Genomic DNA, 16,544 nt, shown 5'->3' with positions numbered 1-16,544 from the left:
GTCTGCGCCGAGAACGCCTCCGGCCGGCAGGTCGTCCTCACCGACCAGGAGGACCGAAGGTCGTACCGATGCGCCCGGGTTCCCACGACCGCCGAGGCCGAGGGCCGTGTCGACGCCAGGACCGACGCGGCGCAACAGCGGTCCGCAGACGGCGATCGAGAAGGCGGGCGCACGGTTCGGGGGCGTGCAGAGCCAGCGTGCAGAGCCCCCTCGACCGCCGGCAGCCGGCGACAGACCCATCCGCCTCGAACCCACCGCTGATCGCGGACGCCCGGGACTCGGCTCCGCATCAATGACCGCCGTTCATGGCCTCCAGTGCCTGACTGGCCGGCTCGTCCCAGCCGGTGCCGCCGGCGAAGGCCAGATCCGTCACCGTGAGGGGCGCCTGAGCAGGCAGGTCGCGGCGGGGCAGGGCGCTGGGCGGGTCGGCGCCCAGGCGCTCGCAGGTCAGCGCGGACACGAGGATCGCGTCGTCCACGGCGATCGTCAGCACGCCGGGGTCGGCCGTGGCCAGCGTCCGCGGGGAGTGCAGGCCGTGCCGGAGCAGGGCGCCGAGCAGTCCTGCGGTGAACGCGTCGCCCGCGCCGACGGTGTCCACCACCGCGACCTTCCGGCCGGGCCGGCTCAGGCTGCCCGCACGGGCGTGGAGTGCGTGAGCCCCGTCGGGGCCGTCGGTGATGACGACGAGGAGTGCGCCGAGGTCCAGCCAGTGGGCGGCGATCTGCTCGATGGGGGTCTCGGGATAGAGCCACTCGACATCCTCGCGGCTGGCCTTGACCAGGTGGGCGGTGGCGACACTGCGTTCGACGGCGTGCCTGCCACGCGCCGGGTCGCTCAGGAGGGCGGGGCGGACGTTGGGGTCGTAGCTGATCAGCGCCGTACCGCAGGTGCGCAGGCGCTGGACGGTGGAGTGGATGTGCTCGGCGGCCGGCGGGGTCCAGGAGGCGACCGAGCCGAAGTGCAGTACGGCGGTGTCCTGCGGGGTGCGGGCGGTCTCGGCCTCGGTCCACTGCCAGTCGGCGGTGCCGTCCAGGTAGAAGTCGTAACTCGCCCTTCCCTCCGGGTCCATGGAGACCACGGCGAGCGTGGTGGGTTCGGCGGCTGCCGGGGCGTAGGTCAGGTCGACGCGCTCGGTCTCGGCCTGGGCGCGGAGCATGCGGCCGAAGCTGTTGTCGGCCAGGCGTGCCATGAGCGCGGTGCGGTGTCCGAGTCGGGCCAAGCCGACGGCGACGTTGAACGGGCTGCCGCCGGGGCGAGCGCGGTAGTCCCCGGGCACGTCGAGCTGTACCAGATCGATGAGTGCTTCACCGATCACGGTCACGGCCGGGGGCAGCCCCGCAGGTTCAGTCATGGCGTGGTCCTTCCGATCTCGCCGGAGCCCCGCTCGATCAGCCGGGTCGGCACGGTGACGGTGCGGGTCGGCGACTCGTCGCCGTCCAGCCTGCGGAAGAGCATCTCGGCGGCCGTCCTGCCCACCTGCTCGACGTCCTGGGCGATGACGGAGATGCCCGGGCTGAGGATGTCGGCCAGGGGAAAGTCGTCGAAGCCCACCTGGGCGACGGTGTCCTGCAGGCCCATGGCGCGCAGCGCGCGGACGGCGCCTATGGTCACGAAGTTCTGGCTGGTGAACAGTGCCGTCGGCGGATCGGGCAGCGACAGGACCTGCTCGGTCGCGGCGATGGCGGCCGCCTCGCTGGACCCGACGTGGCGGACGATCTCCGCGTCGTACTCGATGTGCGCGACTTCGAGGGCGTGCTGGTAGCCGTTGAAGCGCTGGGCGGCGGTGGGGATGGAGGCGCGGTCGCCGAGGTAGGCGATGCGGCGGTGGCCCGCCTTCAGCAGGTGGTTGACGGCGGTGATGGCGCCCTGCCGGTTGTCGGAGACGACGGCGTCCGCGTCGAGCAGGCCGGCTTCGCGGTCGACGAAGACCATGCGGGTGCCGGTGTGCTGCTCGTTGATGAGATAGCTCTGGTCGCGTCCGGCCGGGACGATCACCAGGCCGTCGACCCGGCGGTCGATGAGTGCCTGGGCCAGTTCCCGTTCGCGGGCCGGGTCCTCGTCGAGGCTGCCGACCAGCACCAGCACTCCGCGTTCCCGGGCCACGTTCTCCACGGTGCGGGTCAGGACGGCGGAGAAGGGGTTGGCCGCGTCCTCGACGAGCATGCCGATGGTGGCGGTGCGGCCGTCGCCGCGGCGCAGGCTGCTGGCCGTGAGGTTGGGCCGGTAACCCAGTTTGTCGGCGGCCTCGCGAACCCTGGCGACGATCGCCGGATCGACGGTGGGGACGCCGTTGAACACGCGCGAGACGGTCTTGATGGCCACTCCGGCCAGCGCCGCGACCTCACGCATGGTGGGGCGGCTACGGGTGGACCGGGGCGCGGCCTCGCCCTGAGTCATCGTTGTCTCCAACCGGTTGTGCGTTACCTACTCGTTGCCCGCGCATGTCTATCAGCGTCTTGACGGGCTCGTCCATACAGGCCCAGTATCTCGCCCAGTCAACGTTGTCTCAGCGTCGGCCAAGGGACGGCTCCGAAAGGGATCAAGCCATGAACATCTCCACCAGCCAGGTGTCGAGCCGCCGCGGTCGGCGTACCCGGGCGGCAGCGATAGGCGTCACCGTCTGCCTCGGCGCCACGCTCGCTGCCTGCGGATCTTCGAACGGAAGCTCCTCTTCGTCCGCGTCGGGCGGTGGCGGCAAGGTGGGTGTCTCGCTGATCCTGAAGACGCTCACCAACCCGTACTTCGTGAGCATGGAGAAGGACGCCAAGACCCAGGCGGCCAAGGACAACGTGAGTCTCACGGTGGCGGCGGGCAACAGCGACGGCGACACCCAGACCCAGATCACCGCCATCGACAACGCCATATCGCGCGGCGACAAGGGCATCTTGATCACCACCAACGGCGACGCGGTGAACGCGGCCCTGAACCGGGCCAAGCAGGCAGGCCTGTTCGTGATCGCCCTGGACACCGCGCCCAACCCGCCCAGCACGGCGGACATCACCTACGCCACCGACAACGAGCAGGCCGGCAAGCTCGACGGTCAGTACGCGGCGGCCGCCCTGAACGGCAAGCCGGCGGTCATCGCCATGCTCGACCTGTTCAACAACCAGGTCGTCTCCGTCGACATCAACCGTGACCACGGCTTCCTGGAGGGCATGGGCATCGACCCCGGCAGCAAGACCGAGAATGGCAAGGAAGCCAAGTCCGGCAAGTACACCGGCGGCAAGGGCGGCACCTACACCATCGCCTGCCACCAGCCCACCCAGGGCGCCATCGACGGCGGCCGCACCGCGATGGAGAACTGCCTGTCGGCCAACCCGAACGTCAACGTCGTCTACGCGATCAACGAGCCCGCGGGCGAAGGCGCGTACAACGCGCTGAAGGCGGCCGGCAAGGAGAAGAACGTCGCGATCTACGCGATCGACGGCAGCTGCGCCGGCCTGAAGAACCTCTCCACCGGCGAGTTCGCCGCCGACGCGGTGCAGTACCCGGGCAAGATGGCGGCCCTCGGCGTCGACTCCATCGCCAAGCTCGCCCGCGGCGGCAGCAAGCCCAGCGTCACCAACGGCAAGGCGTTCTACGACACCGGCACCGCCCTCGCCGCCGCGAAGCCCCTCAGCGGCATCACCGTCCAGTCCCCGTCTCAGGCCGCCTCCGCCTGCTGGGGCAGCTGACACCTCGAGCGGGTGCCACCCCCCCGACGGGCGACCGCGCCCGACCGGGCGACCGCCCCGGAGCCGGGTGCAACGCCGGAAGCCACCGCGATGGCACCGGCGTCGCACCCGTACCACACGAGCCCATGAGCCCGTACCAGGGAAGACACCGGAAGGACCCCCTGTGACCACTCACGTGGACCCTCAAGCCGCACCGGCGCCGGCGGAGGAGTTCCTCAACCGGCCCGCCACCCTCAGCCAGCGCATCCACTCGGTACTGCACCGTCAGCCGGCGCTCAGCCCGGCCATTGTCCTGGTACTCGCCGCCGTGGTGTTCTCCCTGGTGAACGAACGCTTCTACGCGCTGCAGAACCTCTCGCTGGTCGCCCAGCAGGTGGCCGTCATCGGTTCACTCGCCGTCGGGCAGACGGTCATCATCCTCACGGCCGGCATCGACCTGTCGATCGGTGCCGTCATGGTGCTCGCGTCGCTGCTGATGTCGAAGCTCGTCGCGGACAGCCACTGGCCCGGCTGGCTCGCCCTGCTGGCCGGCGCGGTCGTCGCGATAGCCGCCCAGGCCGTCAACGGCATGCTGGTGACCAAGGTCAAGCTGCCGCCCTTCATCGTCACCCTCGGCACGCTCAGCGTCTTCACGGCCATCACCCTCATCTACGCCAAGGGCCAGACGATCGCGCTGCAGCCCGGCAATATCCTCATGTGGAGCGGCCAGACGGTCTCCCTCGGCCAGCTGAACCTGACGTACGGCGTCCTCCTCATGATCGCCCTGTACGCGGTGGTCGGCTACGCCCTGCGCTACACCGCCTGGGGACGCCACCTCTATGCGGTCGGCGACGACATCGAGGCGGCCCGCCTCGCCGGCATCTCCGTCAACCGGGTGCTGCTCAGCGCCTACATGCTGGCCGGCCTCACCATCGCCGTCGCGGCCTGGGTCCTCGTCGGCCGGGTCGGCGGCGGCGACCCCAACAGCGGCCTCAACGCCAACCTGCAGTCCATCACCGCCGTCGTCATCGGCGGCACCAGCCTCTTCGGCGGGCGCGGCGTCGTCTTCGGCTCGCTGATCGGCGCACTGATCGTCCAGGTCTTCGTCAACGGCCTCGCGCTGGCCGGCATCGACCCGAACTACCAAGTCCTCGCAGTCGGCGTCCTCGTGATCGCGGCTGTCTCCGTCGACCAGTGGATCCGGAGTGTGAAGTCGTGACGACCGCCACCGCCCCCGTTCTCGAGGCCAAGGGCCTGGTCAAGGTCTTCGGCAGGGTCGTCGGCCTGAACGACGTCGACCTCACCCTCTACCCCGGCGAGGTCCTCGCCGTCATCGGTGACAACGGCGCCGGCAAGTCCACGCTGATCAAGTGCCTGTCCGGGGCCCTCGTACCCGACCAGGGCAGCATCCTCGTCGATGGCAAGGAGGTCCACTTCAAGCGGCCCCAGGACGCCCGCGACGCCGGCATCGAGACGGTCTACCAGACCCTCGCCGTGTCCCCTGCCCTGGACATCGCCAGCAACCTCTTCCTCGCCCGCGAGATCCGCCGCAAGGGCATCCTCGGCTCGGTGTTCCGCATGCTCGACACCGGCGAGATGAAGAAGCAGGCCGCCGACCACATCAAGCGGCTCGGCATCGGCACGCTGCAGAACATCAACCAGGCGGTGGAGACGCTCTCCGGAGGCCAGCGGCAGTCCGTGGCCGTCGCCCGCACCGCGGCCTTCGGCGGCCGGGTGGTGATCCTCGACGAACCCACCGCCGCCCTCGGCGTCCGCGAGACCGGCCAGGTCCTCAAGCTCGTCCGCGACCTGCGCGACCAGGGCCTCGGCGTCATCCTCATCAGCCACAACATGCCCAACGTCTTCGAGGTCGCCGACCGCATCCACATCCAGCGACTGGGTGGCTGCGCGGGCGTCATCACGCCGCAGTCGCACTCGATGGAGGACGCGGTGGCCATCATGACGGGCGCGAAGAAGCTCGCCCCCGAAGCGGGCTGAAGGGAACACCGGGGGAATGACCGCCGAGTACCGGATCGCCGAGGACCGCCTCGGCGGCGAACCCACCCTTGTCGTCTCCGCGCCCGACGATTCGGCACGCGTCGTCCTCGCCCTGCGCGGGGCGACGCTGCTGAGCTGGCAGGTCAGGCACGGAGCGGCAGGCCGGTTGAAGGAGCTGACCGACGGCTACCGCGAGGAAGAGGAACTCCTCTCCCAGGACGGCGTACGCGCCGGCCTGATGGCCCCCTTCACCAACCGCGTGGCCGACGGCCGCTACCGCTACGACGGACACGACCACGACCTGCTGCCCGGCCGCCTCGGCGACCGTACGATCTACCACGGCCTGGTCCGCGAAACACCGTTCGACCTCGTCCACACCACCACGACGACCGACTCCGCCCGTCTGCTGCTGCACACCACGAGCATCCGACCGGACCGGTACCCCGGCTACCCGTTCGCACTCGACGTCGAAGTCGAATTCACCGTCACCGCAACGGAGTTGACCATCCAGATCCGCGCGACGAACGTAGGCGACACCACAGCCCCCTTCGCAGCGGGCTGGCACCCCTACTTCACACTGTCGCGCCCCATCGACGACCTGCTCCTGCACATCCCCGCCCACACCCTCATCCGTACCGACGCCTCCCTCATCCCCCTGACCGGCGATGCGGCCCTGCTTGCCCTGGACGACTGCCCTGGCATGGACTTCCGGGCACCGAAGCGGCTCGGCGACGCGGTCATCGACGCCTGCTACGCGGACCTGACCCCCGGCCCTGGCGGCCGGATCGAGACGGCGCTCACCGACCCGGCCACTGGTGAGGAACTGCGGGTCTGGCAGGACCGCGGCTACATGCACGTCTTCACCGGAGACACCCTGGCCCGCGACCGGCGCGCCTCCATCGCACTCGAACCCGTCGAGACGATGACCAACGCCTTCAACCGCCCAGAACACGCCGCCGCCCTCGCCCTGGAACCCGGCCGACGCCGCGAGTTCGGCTTCGGCGTCGCCCATGCGGCTCCGGCAACCTGACTGTGCACGGGCCGACACGCGTGGCGGTCGCATCGAGCGGGTCGCGCTGGTGCTCTCGTGGCGCCCGACTGCGCTCGACGAGTGGGTACGGGAGCTCGCGGTCGCGGCCCGCGCACAGCCCGGTGCGCGGGTGTGGGCGGCTCTGGAGCGGCTGGTGTCCGGTGAGTGACGACACCGCTCGCCACCAACTGCGCCATCAACTGGCCCTCGGACACAGGGTTGCCCCACGGAGCCCGGTATCCGGGCAGGGGACATGGGCACCCGCCTACGGCCTCCGGCCCGGGCGGGTGTTGAACGTGGGCTTGCTGACCCGGCGTTGCAGTACGAGCACATGGTGCCGCAGGGCATCCGGCGGGAGTATCCCGTGGGCCACGCACGGGAGTGGGGACAGCCTTGCCAGCCCTGCGCGGTCGCGGGCCGACTCCGCCGCGTCCGACGCGCATCCGCGGCCTTCGGTTGTGTCGGGCAGGGCGCCCGTGTGGGCACCGGGGGTGTGGGGCAGGGTCGGCCGTGCGACGGCGTCCGTCACACCGGTCGCGTCTTGGTGGCAGCTGTAGGCGGAATGAGCCGTGTCCCCCGGTGGAGTACAGGAGTCGGGTGGCCGACCCGGTGTCGGCAGAGGTGGATGGGCGAGGACACCGTGCCGCCGCGTAGGACCGCCGTCCTGCTCCAGGACCACGGGGTCGGCTACACCACGCTCGGCGCCCGCGCCCCCGGCGGGACGCCGCCCACCCCACCCTCGAAGTGGGCATCGGCACGGAAGTCGAACTCGACCTGATCCCAGGCCGGTTCACCGCCCCGACCGGCAGCCGCACCAGCGCCGGTCGATGAGCGCCCCGCTACGACACCACCGAGCCTCGACTTCACCAGCTCGGTGAATTCGCCTCAAACCGCGTCGAGCAGGGGGAAGTTCGGTTCCATGTGGGCCAGAAGGTAAACACCGTGCCATTTTTTCCTGTGGGCCTTTGTGTGACTGTTGTGGTCACGCCAAGATCCCCTCTGCGCCGGGACACCCCCATATGCCCGTCGCAGGGAGGAGCGGGCATGTTGCCCCCGAAGCACCGACGACGGTTCATCACCTGCACCGTCGTGGCGGCCGCGTTCGGACTGGTAAGCACCCAGTCGTTCGCGGCGTCGAACCAGACAAGACCCCGGACCTGGCAGGCGCGCCACCAGGCCGCCGTGGGCCGGCAGCACATCAAGGCGGTGCACGCGGGACAGGGCATGTCCGCGCTTGCCGCAGAGGGTGACGACGACGGCGCCGACGAGGCGGAGAACTCCGCCGAGGCCACCGCCCAGTTCACCGAGGCCCGCACCGCGCCCGGCGTGGTCGCGCCCGGCGCCTACGGCGCCGCCTGGCAGCAGCTCCAGTCGATGAAGCACACGGCGGGCAGCTGGGACCACGTCACCAAGAGGGCGTACAACTCCGACGACCCCCGCTACCGCGATGTGAACTCCAACTCGAGCGGCGGCGCGGGTGACGTGACCGGCCGGATCACCGGAATAGCCGCCGACGACCACGGCTATGTGTATGCGGGCGGCGCGAACGGCGGTGTCTTCCGCTCCACGACCGGCGGCGGGCACTGGAAGCCGATCTCCGACAAGCTGCCGTCCCTGTCGACGGGCACTCTTTCCTTGGACGGTCAGAAGCGGCTCTGGTACGCCACGGGCGAGTCCAACACCGGCGCGACGTCCTTCGTCGGTACGGGCGTGTACGTCCTGAAGGACCCCCGCCACGGCCAGTTCCAGCCCGGCGACCGCGTGGGCGGTGCCGAGCTGGAGTCCACCGTCATCCATGCGCTGCGCTTCGCCGGCACCAAGGTGTGGGCGGCCACCAGCACCGGCGTGTGGTCGCACTCCACGACCACCCTGTCCGGGCCGTGGAAGCACGAGTTCGCCCCGAACCCGGACTATCTGCCGGGTGGTTCGAAGGCGGACGACCCGAGCGCGCCGTACAAGAACATCGCCAACGACATCGCCGTCGACCCCAAGGACCCGGACAAGGTCCTTCTCGCGGTCGGCTGGCGCGGCGGCGACACCTACAACGGGCTGTACGCGAAGGCGGACGACGGCAGCTGGAAGCCGGTCAGCGGGCTCGGTGACCTGCCCACCAGCAGTGCCGACGTCGGCAACATGACGTTCGCCGCGGCGGCCGACGGCTCGCGGCTGTACGCCATCGACCAGTCCCCGGCCCAGATGGCCGCCAACCCGGACAGCGGGCTCAAGGGCGTGTACGTGTCGAAGAACGGCTCGCCGTTCGGCCCGTGGACGCAAATAGCCGACTACACCAAGCTGAAGGCGTCCGGCTCCGCTCTCCAGAGCGCGGGCTACATGCCCGGCATCCAGGCTTGGTACAACCAGTTCCTCCAGGTCGACCCGGCCAACGCCGACCACGTCTACCTCGGCCTGGAAGAGGTCTTCGAGACCAAGAACGGCGGCCAGAGCTGGACCGTTCCGGGCCCGTACTGGAACTTCCCCTTCCCCTGCTGGAGCATCGACCCTTCGAAGCAGACCGGCGACTGCTCGCCCACGACCCACTCCGACCAGCACGCGATCGCGATCGGCAGCTACCAGGGCAAGACCTGGGCGTACGTCGGCAACGACGGCGGCATCTACCGCCGCCCGCTCAACGGCGCCGTCGACTCCGGCGGCCACGCCAAGGACTGGCAGTCCCTGAGCGACGGCACCCTCGACACCCTTCAGTACTACTCGGTGGGCGTCGGCAAGGACCTCACCTACGGGGGCGTCTCGGTCACCGGCGGTCTGCAGGACAACGGCCAGTCGATCCTGCGCGGCCACGACAAGGTCATGGGCTCCAACTTCGGCGGCGACGGCGGCGACACGATCACCGACCCCGCCAACGGCTGCAACATCGCCGCCGAGTACGTCTACCTCGACATGTGGGTCACCCAGGACTGCGGCGTGAACAACGGCGCCTGGTCCACGGACCCGTCGAAGGCCACCGAGTACGAGGTCGCCCCGCCGGACAAGGACCAGGGTGGTGCGGGCGCCCGCTTCATCGCACCGATCACCGCCGACGCCAAGGACACCAGCACCTGGATCGCGGGCGGCCGGCACGTGTGGGTGAACACCAAGGGATTCGCGATCCGCTCCGGCAAGGAGTGGACGAACGCCTACGACCTCGGCGAGGGCCACGTGGCCACGGCCGTCGCCTCGTCCGGAGGCACGGTGTACGTCGGCTGGTGCGGCCCCTGCAACAACCAGGGCTTCACCCGGGGCATCGCGGTCGGCAACGTGGACGGCACCGGCTGGCACCAGCTGAACCTCCCGGTCGACGGTACGGTCCCGAACCGCTACGTCTCCGGCTTCGAGATCGACCCGGCCAATGCCCAGCACGTGTACGTGGCGATCAACGGCTTCTCCCGTCGGTTCACCGAGGGGCCGGGCGCGGGCGTCGGCCACGTCTTCGAGTCCAAGGACGGCGGCGCGAGCTGGACGGACATCTCGGCCAACCTGCCCGACGTCCCCGCCGACACGGTCAAGCTCCTGCCCAACGGCGGCCTCGCCCTCGGCACCGACCTGGCCACCTTCTACCGGCCCGCCGGAGCCACGAAGTGGCTGGTCCTGGGGCACGACCTGCCCACCACGGCCGTGATGCAGCTGCGCCTCGGCCCGGACGGCAAGCTGTACGCCGCGACGCACGGCCGTGGCATCTGGTCCTTCGACGTACGGCGCCTCAAGGGCCGTAAGGACTGATCACCAACCGTACGCTGCGTCATACGACGACGGCCGGTGCGGCCCCGATCACGGGGCGCACCGGCCGTCCGGCGTTCGGGTTACTGCACCGGATAGGCCGCGACGCTCAGCCGGAGCGTGAAGAGCGGTGCGCTCTCGGGGCCCCAGGTCACGGACGCCGATCCGATGCGCGCGGCATGCACCGTGACCCGGGTGCCGCCCTTGCCGTCGGTGGCGGAGGAGGTCACCAGCGCAGGCTCTGGACGGAAGCGTCCCCGGCGCTGTGGGTGATCGTGGCGGAGCCCGCCAGGCAGCCAGGCGACGCGGAGGCTGTAGCAGGGGGCGTGGCGGTGCCCCTCGGGGGCGACGACGGTGTCCCGGGACGTGCTGTCGCCGAGGGCGGCGTGGAGGGCAAGGCTGGATGGCCTGCCGCCCCCGTACTGCTCGCCGACGGCGTTGTGACATGTGGGTCGGCGGAAGGGCGTGGGGGCGTGGAGCCTGAGTGTGCGCTGCTGCCGTTGCTTCCGCAGGCGGTCAGAAGGCAGGCGACCGCAACGACAGCGGCCCCGAACCGCGGCCCCTCGAGCCCCGGCCTGCGTCTTTGCCGCTCCAGCGCCACAACTGCCTCCTCACGTCGCCGCACGCCACTGTGACGTCCTGGTCCGGCGCCCGGTTCCTGCGCCAACAGTTCCCGTACAAGGGTGCGCCCCGGCGTCGTCGCCGGGGCGCACCGTGTGCTCTCGGGTCAGTGCCGGATCGGCAACGGCCTGGTGGTGTGCGGTGAGGGAACGGTCGCCGCGCCGTGGGTCGTGGAGGCGGTGCTGCCACCGGTGACGCTGAGCGGGCCGGCGGTGTAGAGAGCCTCGTCGAAGGCCTGCCCGCCCGCCGGGGCCTTGCCGACGGCGAAGGCGGAGACGGCCTTGCCGCTGATGACGGAGGTGGAGATGTAGTCGCCGACCATGCTGCCCTGGGTGGAGTCGGCGATCTGGGACAGGGACATGGGGCCCGCGACGGTGGCCGGGCTGCTCCAGGTGCTGCCGCCGTTGGCCGAGGAGATGTAGCCGACCTCCAACTGGCAGGTGGATGTGGTGCAGTTGGCGTTCGGGTAGAAGTAGTAGTAGAGGCCGATCTTCGCCGTCGCGCCGGAGGTTGCCGGGTCGATGCCGATGCCGGGGATGAAGTGGTCGACGCCGCTGGTGGTGGCGTCGATGGGGACGCGGGTCACGGCCGACCAGGTGGTGCCGTTGGTGGAGGTGGCGTAGACGATGTCGTTGGCGGGGCAGCCGGAGCGGAAGCGGCAGTCCTGCCAGGCGACGTAGATCTTGCCGGATCCGTCGATCTCGGCGGAGGGCAGGCCCTCACCGTCGCGCAGGTTGCCGGCCACACCGTGGCTGCTGGCGTTGGCGATCAGGGTGCTGGTGCTCCAGCTGGAGCCGCCGTTGGCCGAGTTGAAGGCCCGCACCGAAGATCCGTTGGCGGAGTAGGGGACCACGACGGTGCCGTTGGGCTGGACCAGGGGCTGGCCGCCCAGGCCGCTGGGGCCTCCGGACGGTGCCGCCGGAGCCGACCAGGTGGCGCCGCCGTCGGTGGAGCGGCTCATCACCACCGCGTTGCCGGAGGACGTGACGTCGACCTCGACGTAGCAGGTGCCGTAGTAGGGGCTGGCGGTGGAGTTGTCGCAGACGATCCATTCCTTGTCGTAGCCCTGGCCGTCGTTGCCGACCGCCATGACCGGGTTCTGCCAGGTCGTGCCGTTCGTGGAGCGGCTGACGCTGACGCCGGCGCCGTTGACGTTGCTGTCGATGACCAGTCCGGCGACCATCCAGGTGCCGTGCTTGGCGTCGTAGGCCACGGCCGGGTCGGAGACGCGGGCCCAGGTGCCGCCCTGGTAGGTGGTGATGCCGGGCAGCATGCCGTGCTGCCAGGTGGTGCCGCCGTCGGTGGAGGTGTTCCAGCCGATGTCGGAGGAGCCGCCGTCGGTGAACCGGCCGACCTGGGAGGAGGCGACGATCGTGTTGCCGTACGCGAAGGTGTCCGGTTCGAGTTCGGTGGCGTGCTGGCTGGAGGAGTTGGTGAAGGGGTCGGTGCTGACCTGGGTCAGTCCGGGTGGCGGGGCCGCGGTGGTGAAGGCCACGTCGTCGTAGAGGGTGTAGGTGGCGTCACCCGCGTAGTTGTCGTCGTGACTGACGAGTTTCAGGGTGTAGCTGTGCCCCGCGGTCACGGCCGAGGTGATCTGCTTCCAGCCCTGGCCGTTGGTACAGGTCTTGGCCAGAACGGTGGTCGTCGTGCCGGCCGTGGTGTCGGCGAGGGTGGCCGTTGCCCAGTCGTAGGTGAGCGTGTCCGGGCAGGTGACGCTGTACCAGAAGGACAGCTGGGTGGCGCCGCTCGGCGCGGTGAAGGTCTGGGCGATGGAGGAGTCGCCGTTGGTGGGTGAGGTGCCGCCGACTCGGGCGGCGTAGGAGCCGCCGTGGGCACCGGAGTTGACCACGGCAGTCGTACCGGTGGTCGTCCAGCCGGTCAGGCTGCCGGATTCGAAGCCGCCGTTGGAGACGTCGGCCAGCGCAGGGTGCGACGCGAGGAGCAGTCCGCCTAACGAGAGCAGGGCGGTGGTGGCGGTCGCGACGGACCTGCGGAGAGCGGTACGCGACATGAGCAGATCCCTTGTCGTGTGGATGTGGGGGTCGGGAGAGGTGGGCCACCGATGTCTGCGGGTGGCCCACCTCGAGGACGACGTCGGTGGATCAGGAGAGCGTCACGTCGTCGTAGCGGGTGTACGTGGCGTCACCCGTCCAGTTGTCGTCGTGGCTGATCAGGGTGAGCGTGTAGCTGTGCCCGGCCGTGACCGACGCGGTCTTCTGGATCCAGCCGGAGGACGACACACAGGTCTTGGCCAGCACGGTGGTGGTGGTGCCGGTGGTGTTGTCCTTGAGGGTGGCCGTGGCCCAGTCGTAGGTGAGCGTGTCCGGGCAGGTCACGTTGTAGTGGAAGCCGAGCGTGCTGGTCCCGGACGGCGCCGTGAACGTCTGGGTGATCGAGGAGTCACCGTTGGTCGGCGAGGTGCTGCCGACGCGGGCCGCGTACGTCCCGCTGTGCGCCCCGGAGCTGACCACGGACGTGGTCCCGGCCGAGGTCCAGCCGGACAGGCTGCCTGTCTCGAAGCCGCCGTTGGTGATCCCGCCGCCGCTGCCCGAGGTGACGGTCAGGGTGTAGGTCGCCGTGTGGGTGGCGGAGGCGCCCGTGCCCGTGACGGTGATGTCGTACGTTCCCGCCGGGGTCGATGCGGACGTGGCCACCGTCAGAGTCGATGAGCTGCCCGCGGTGACCGACGACGGGTTGAAACTTGCTGTCGCCCCGCTGGGCAGCCCGGACGCCGAGAGACTCACCGACTGTGCCGAACCGGAGGTCACGGCCGTGGACACCGTGGTGCTCGCCGACGAGCCGGCGGCGACACTGGAAGAGGCCGGGCTGACGCCGATCGAGAAGTCGTTGCTCGCGGTGGAGCCGCAGTTGGGCAGGGTGAACGCGGCCAGCCTGGTGTGCCAGTTGAAGTTGCCGTTGGCGGGGATGTACTCGTTCGTGTACCAGAAGGTGCAGTCGTCCGCCGGGTCGACGGCCATCGAGGTGTAGTCGCCCCAGCGGCTGTAGCTGGTCTGTGAGCCGCCGCCGGTGATCGCGGTGACCTCGCCCTGTGTCATCGTGCCGAGTGTGTCCCCCGCCAGACGACCGGTGTAGCGGATCGACGGGTGCGCCGAGGAGGAGGACTGGGAGTAGCCGAGCGCGATGTTGCCGACCTTGTCCTCGGCGATCGAGCCCATCCACCGGTAGGTGGAGTCGGGCGCGTAGGTGCCCTGCTGGTAGACGGTCGGGTTGCCGCCGGACATCCGGAGCTCGTACCATCGCACGCCGACCGAACTGCCTGCGGTGACAGCGTCGTTGACCACCAAGGACTCGTGATCGCCGAAGTTGCGGTACGCGAGCCGGAACATGAGCCGGTCGGACAGCGAGTCCAGGACGCGTCCGGCCACACCGACAGCTTCGGGTAGTCGGGGAAGTTCGCGTACTGGAACGAGTAGCGGTTGTAGCTGCCGGTCGCGTCCGCGCTCGTGGATACGGCGACGCACTCGTAGTACGGGCCTGAGGACGAGGAGACGTTGGCGAACTGCGTCACCACCCAGCGGCCGGCGAGGGTGTCCCAGCGGACGACCGCGTCGCCGTCGTTGGTGGACTGGCAGGAGCCGCCGAACCCGGACCAGAGCGTGCTGGTGTCGGTCGGGGCGAGGACGGTGGCACCGGACTTGGAGTACACCGCGTAGGCGGTGTTCACGGTCTCGACGATCTGGCTGGAGCCGACGGCGGCGTTCGGGTCCGGCGGGACGCCGGTGATGGAGTAGTTGCCGGCGCCGATGCCCTCGAAGTTCGTGCCCGTGGAGGGAGCGGACGGGCCGCCCGGACTGGACTGCACGACCGGGTCGGGAATGTGGGAGGCGGGCGGGTGCGGGAGCCGCTGCTCGCCGGGGTCGTCGTCCTGCGCCTTCTTGCCGTGGTGGCCGTGGTGGGCGTGGGCGGCCATGGAGCGCAGGGTGGGGGAGGTGTCGTGGCGGACGGCGGGGCCGGTGTCGGCCGAGCGGTGGGCCGTCGGCGTGTGGGGTGCGGGGGCGGCCTGGGCCGCCGGGGCGGCGAGCCAGAGGCCGGGAACGGCGGCGAGGACTGCGGTGAGCGCGGCTGTCCGGCCGCGCCTGCGTCTGGACCGGGTCACGGAACATCCTTTCGGACAGCCGGGGTTCGCGCCCGGCATGTGGGGAGAGAAGGACGTTCACGCCGATGGAGCGCGTGTTCGCAATCCGGGATGCTTGCACCGGACATGTCACGCAACAAGAGAGGTGGCGGCGATATCGCGCCAGGCAACGGAGAATTTACGCGACATGATCAACTCACAGTAAAAACATGGGGCTTCCCCTGTATCGGCACAGGGTTTGCCCTGTATCGCGCGCCACAGGGATCCGAACGCCGGCCCGACCGGCAACCGACGGGAACGCATCGCATGCCGGCCGCGTCCCATCCCCGGCCCGTCGTCACTCTCGCCAGGGGGGCACAGTGAGGCACCGTCACACCGGCGCCGGCTCGCTCGTCGCCGTCACGCTCATGGTGTCGGCCGCCGCCTGTGCGTCCGGCGGCGGGGCGTCGATGCCGGCCACCAAGGGGTCGTCGGCCTCGGTGTCCGCCTCGCCCCAGTCGGCTTACCGGAGCCCGGAACCGACAGGGTCTCCTGCGTCCGGCTCCGCCACCGGCAGTTCCACCCCTCCATGCCTCAGTGGCAGGATCAGCGTCCGCTACCCGCCTGCCGACAACCCCCTGCGCAGCATCTGCGTCCATGTCGGCACCGAGATCGGCATCGCTCTGACACCGTCCCCCGGCTATCGGTGGGCCCCGGTCACCAGTGCAAGCCCGACGGTCGTAGTGGTACTCGACGACCACCTCACATCCGACGGCGCCCGCTCGGCCACCGCACGGGCCACGGCCCCCGGCAGCGCCACGCTCGACTCCGCCGACACCTACACCCCGGACCCGCACGGCCCGCCCTCGAGAGCCTGGCGGCTGACGCTCACCGTGGTCCCGTGACATGCCCGTATCCCTACGGCGGATCGACGTGCACCAGCAGCCGCCACAAGCGCGTCCGCGGCCCGAACCGGTCCCCGCGGAACGACGACGTCGACGAAAGCTTCGCCTCACCGACATCCATCGCCTTGACCGTGGCCCGTACGGTCCCCTCGGTCGTCTCCGCCGCGATCACCGCCAAGGGCCCGGTGATCACCTCGACCGGTGTCCACCCGTAGGCGGCTGAACCGTACAAGGTGATGAAGACCTCGTCGCCCACTCGTACGTGCAGCGGCGAGGCCTGCGGATTCCCGGGACGGTGGACCACGTCCACCTGCCGTGTCTCGTCGTGTGCCACGTCCGAAAGCTAGCGCGACATGGGTTTCGCGAGAGGCGGGACCCGGGGGCAGTCGATAGCTGAAGTCCTGTCATCCATAGGGCGATTGGGATGGGTGCGGACAGCGCTCACGGAAGATCGGCCGAAGGAGTGAAAGGCTGCTCCGTTCGGCCCCCAGTGCATGGCCGTGGTGAGTGTCCCGAGCGAGCCTGTCCTCAAGTCTCGTGCGCCCGGC

General features: G+C 70.1%; 14 protein-coding genes. 8 read left to right on the top strand and 6 right to left on the bottom strand.

The window, feature by feature from the left end; translation table 11 throughout:
• Window positions 1–289: 289 nt before the first annotated feature.
• Window positions 290–1,351, bottom strand: coding sequence for a carbohydrate kinase (locus tag ACFYZB_RS12380; RefSeq protein WP_388757586.1), 1,062 nt, complete (start codon window positions 1,349–1,351; stop codon window positions 290–292).
• Complete coding sequence (locus tag ACFYZB_RS12375; RefSeq protein ID WP_388757583.1) at window positions 1,348–2,397, bottom strand: LacI family DNA-binding transcriptional regulator; 1,050 nt, start codon at window positions 2,395–2,397, stop codon at window positions 1,348–1,350. The genes ACFYZB_RS12380 and ACFYZB_RS12375 overlap by 4 nt, the downstream gene beginning before the upstream one ends.
• 149 nt (window positions 2,398–2,546) lie before the next feature.
• Between ACFYZB_RS12375 and ACFYZB_RS12370 the strand changes: the two genes are divergently transcribed.
• From ACFYZB_RS12370 to ACFYZB_RS12345, 6 genes are all read left to right on the top strand, one after another.
• Window positions 2,547–3,674, top strand: coding sequence for a substrate-binding domain-containing protein (locus ACFYZB_RS12370; protein ID WP_388757581.1), 1,128 nt, complete (start codon window positions 2,547–2,549; stop codon window positions 3,672–3,674).
• Between the two features lie 163 nt (window positions 3,675–3,837).
• On the top strand, window positions 3,838–4,872 hold the full coding sequence (locus ACFYZB_RS12365) for an ABC transporter permease (RefSeq protein ID WP_351204700.1): 1,035 nt from the start codon (window positions 3,838–3,840) through the stop codon (window positions 4,870–4,872).
• Window positions 4,869–5,651, top strand: a complete 783-nt coding sequence (locus ACFYZB_RS12360) for an ATP-binding cassette domain-containing protein (RefSeq protein ID WP_351204698.1) — start codon at window positions 4,869–4,871, stop codon at window positions 5,649–5,651. The genes ACFYZB_RS12365 and ACFYZB_RS12360 overlap by 4 nt, the downstream gene beginning before the upstream one ends.
• Window positions 5,652–5,667: 16 nt before the next feature.
• A complete protein-coding gene (locus ACFYZB_RS12355; protein WP_388757576.1) occupies window positions 5,668–6,681 on the top strand; it encodes an aldose 1-epimerase in 1,014 nt (337 codons plus the stop codon).
• Between the two features lie 625 nt (window positions 6,682–7,306).
• Complete coding sequence (locus tag ACFYZB_RS12350) at window positions 7,307–7,459, top strand: hypothetical protein (RefSeq protein ID WP_388757573.1); 153 nt, start codon at window positions 7,307–7,309, stop codon at window positions 7,457–7,459.
• Between the two features lie 266 nt (window positions 7,460–7,725).
• Entirely contained in the window at window positions 7,726–10,398 is a 2,673-nt protein-coding gene (locus tag ACFYZB_RS12345) for a WD40/YVTN/BNR-like repeat-containing protein (protein WP_388757570.1), read from the top strand.
• 80 nt (window positions 10,399–10,478) lie between these two features.
• Here ACFYZB_RS12345 and ACFYZB_RS12340 read toward each other — a convergent pair whose 3' ends face one another.
• The 3 genes from ACFYZB_RS12340 to ACFYZB_RS12330 form a co-directional block, all read right to left on the bottom strand.
• Window positions 10,479–10,625, bottom strand: a complete 147-nt coding sequence (locus tag ACFYZB_RS12340; protein ID WP_388757567.1) for a hypothetical protein — start codon at window positions 10,623–10,625, stop codon at window positions 10,479–10,481.
• Window positions 10,626–11,122: 497 nt separating this feature from the next.
• Complete coding sequence (locus tag ACFYZB_RS12335; RefSeq protein ID WP_388757564.1) at window positions 11,123–13,027, bottom strand: exo-alpha-sialidase; 1,905 nt, start codon at window positions 13,025–13,027, stop codon at window positions 11,123–11,125.
• 91 nt (window positions 13,028–13,118) lie between these two features.
• The gene (locus tag ACFYZB_RS12330; protein ID WP_388757561.1) at window positions 13,119–14,402 is read right to left on the bottom strand and encodes a hypothetical protein; all 1,284 of its coding nucleotides are present in this window, start codon (window positions 14,400–14,402) and stop codon (window positions 13,119–13,121) included.
• 126 nt (window positions 14,403–14,528) lie between these two features.
• On the opposite strand from ACFYZB_RS12330, the gene ACFYZB_RS12325 reads away from it, so the two are divergent.
• Entirely contained in the window at window positions 14,529–14,690 is a 162-nt protein-coding gene (locus tag ACFYZB_RS12325; RefSeq protein WP_351204685.1) for a hypothetical protein, read from the top strand.
• Window positions 14,691–15,471: 781 nt separating this feature from the next.
• A complete protein-coding gene (locus ACFYZB_RS12320) occupies window positions 15,472–15,996 on the top strand; it encodes a hypothetical protein (RefSeq protein WP_388757557.1) in 525 nt (174 codons plus the stop codon).
• A 13-nt stretch (window positions 15,997–16,009) separates the two neighbouring features.
• Here ACFYZB_RS12320 and ACFYZB_RS12315 read toward each other — a convergent pair whose 3' ends face one another.
• Window positions 16,010–16,330: a hypothetical protein gene (locus tag ACFYZB_RS12315; RefSeq protein ID WP_388757554.1), complete on the bottom strand. Its 321-nt coding sequence runs from the start codon at window positions 16,328–16,330 to the stop codon at window positions 16,010–16,012.
• Window positions 16,331–16,544 lie beyond the last annotated feature (214 nt).

It is taken from the genome of Streptomyces sp. NPDC001852 (assembly GCF_042891825.1).
GTDB lineage: Bacteria > Actinomycetota > Actinomycetes > Streptomycetales > Streptomycetaceae > Streptomyces.
This window is presented reverse-complemented; position numbering and strand designations above follow the sequence as displayed.

Excerpts from the sequence above, each read along its gene's own strand:
- ACFYZB_RS12380 (WP_388757586.1), bottom strand. The coding sequence starts at position 1,351 with ATGACTGAACCTGCGGGGCTGCCCCCGGCCGTGACCGTGATCGGTGAA.
- ACFYZB_RS12375 (WP_388757583.1), bottom strand. The coding sequence starts at position 2,397 with ATGACTCAGGGCGAGGCCGCGCCCCGGTCCACCCGTAGCCGCCCCACC.
- ACFYZB_RS12370 (WP_388757581.1), top strand. The coding sequence starts at position 2,547 with ATGAACATCTCCACCAGCCAGGTGTCGAGCCGCCGCGGTCGGCGTACC.
- ACFYZB_RS12355 (WP_388757576.1), top strand. The coding sequence starts at position 5,668 with ATGACCGCCGAGTACCGGATCGCCGAGGACCGCCTCGGCGGCGAACCC.
- ACFYZB_RS12350 (WP_388757573.1), top strand. The coding sequence starts at position 7,307 with ATGGGCGAGGACACCGTGCCGCCGCGTAGGACCGCCGTCCTGCTCCAG.
- ACFYZB_RS12345 (WP_388757570.1), top strand. The coding sequence starts at position 7,726 with ATGTTGCCCCCGAAGCACCGACGACGGTTCATCACCTGCACCGTCGTG.
- ACFYZB_RS12335 (WP_388757564.1), bottom strand. The coding sequence starts at position 13,027 with ATGTCGCGTACCGCTCTCCGCAGGTCCGTCGCGACCGCCACCACCGCC.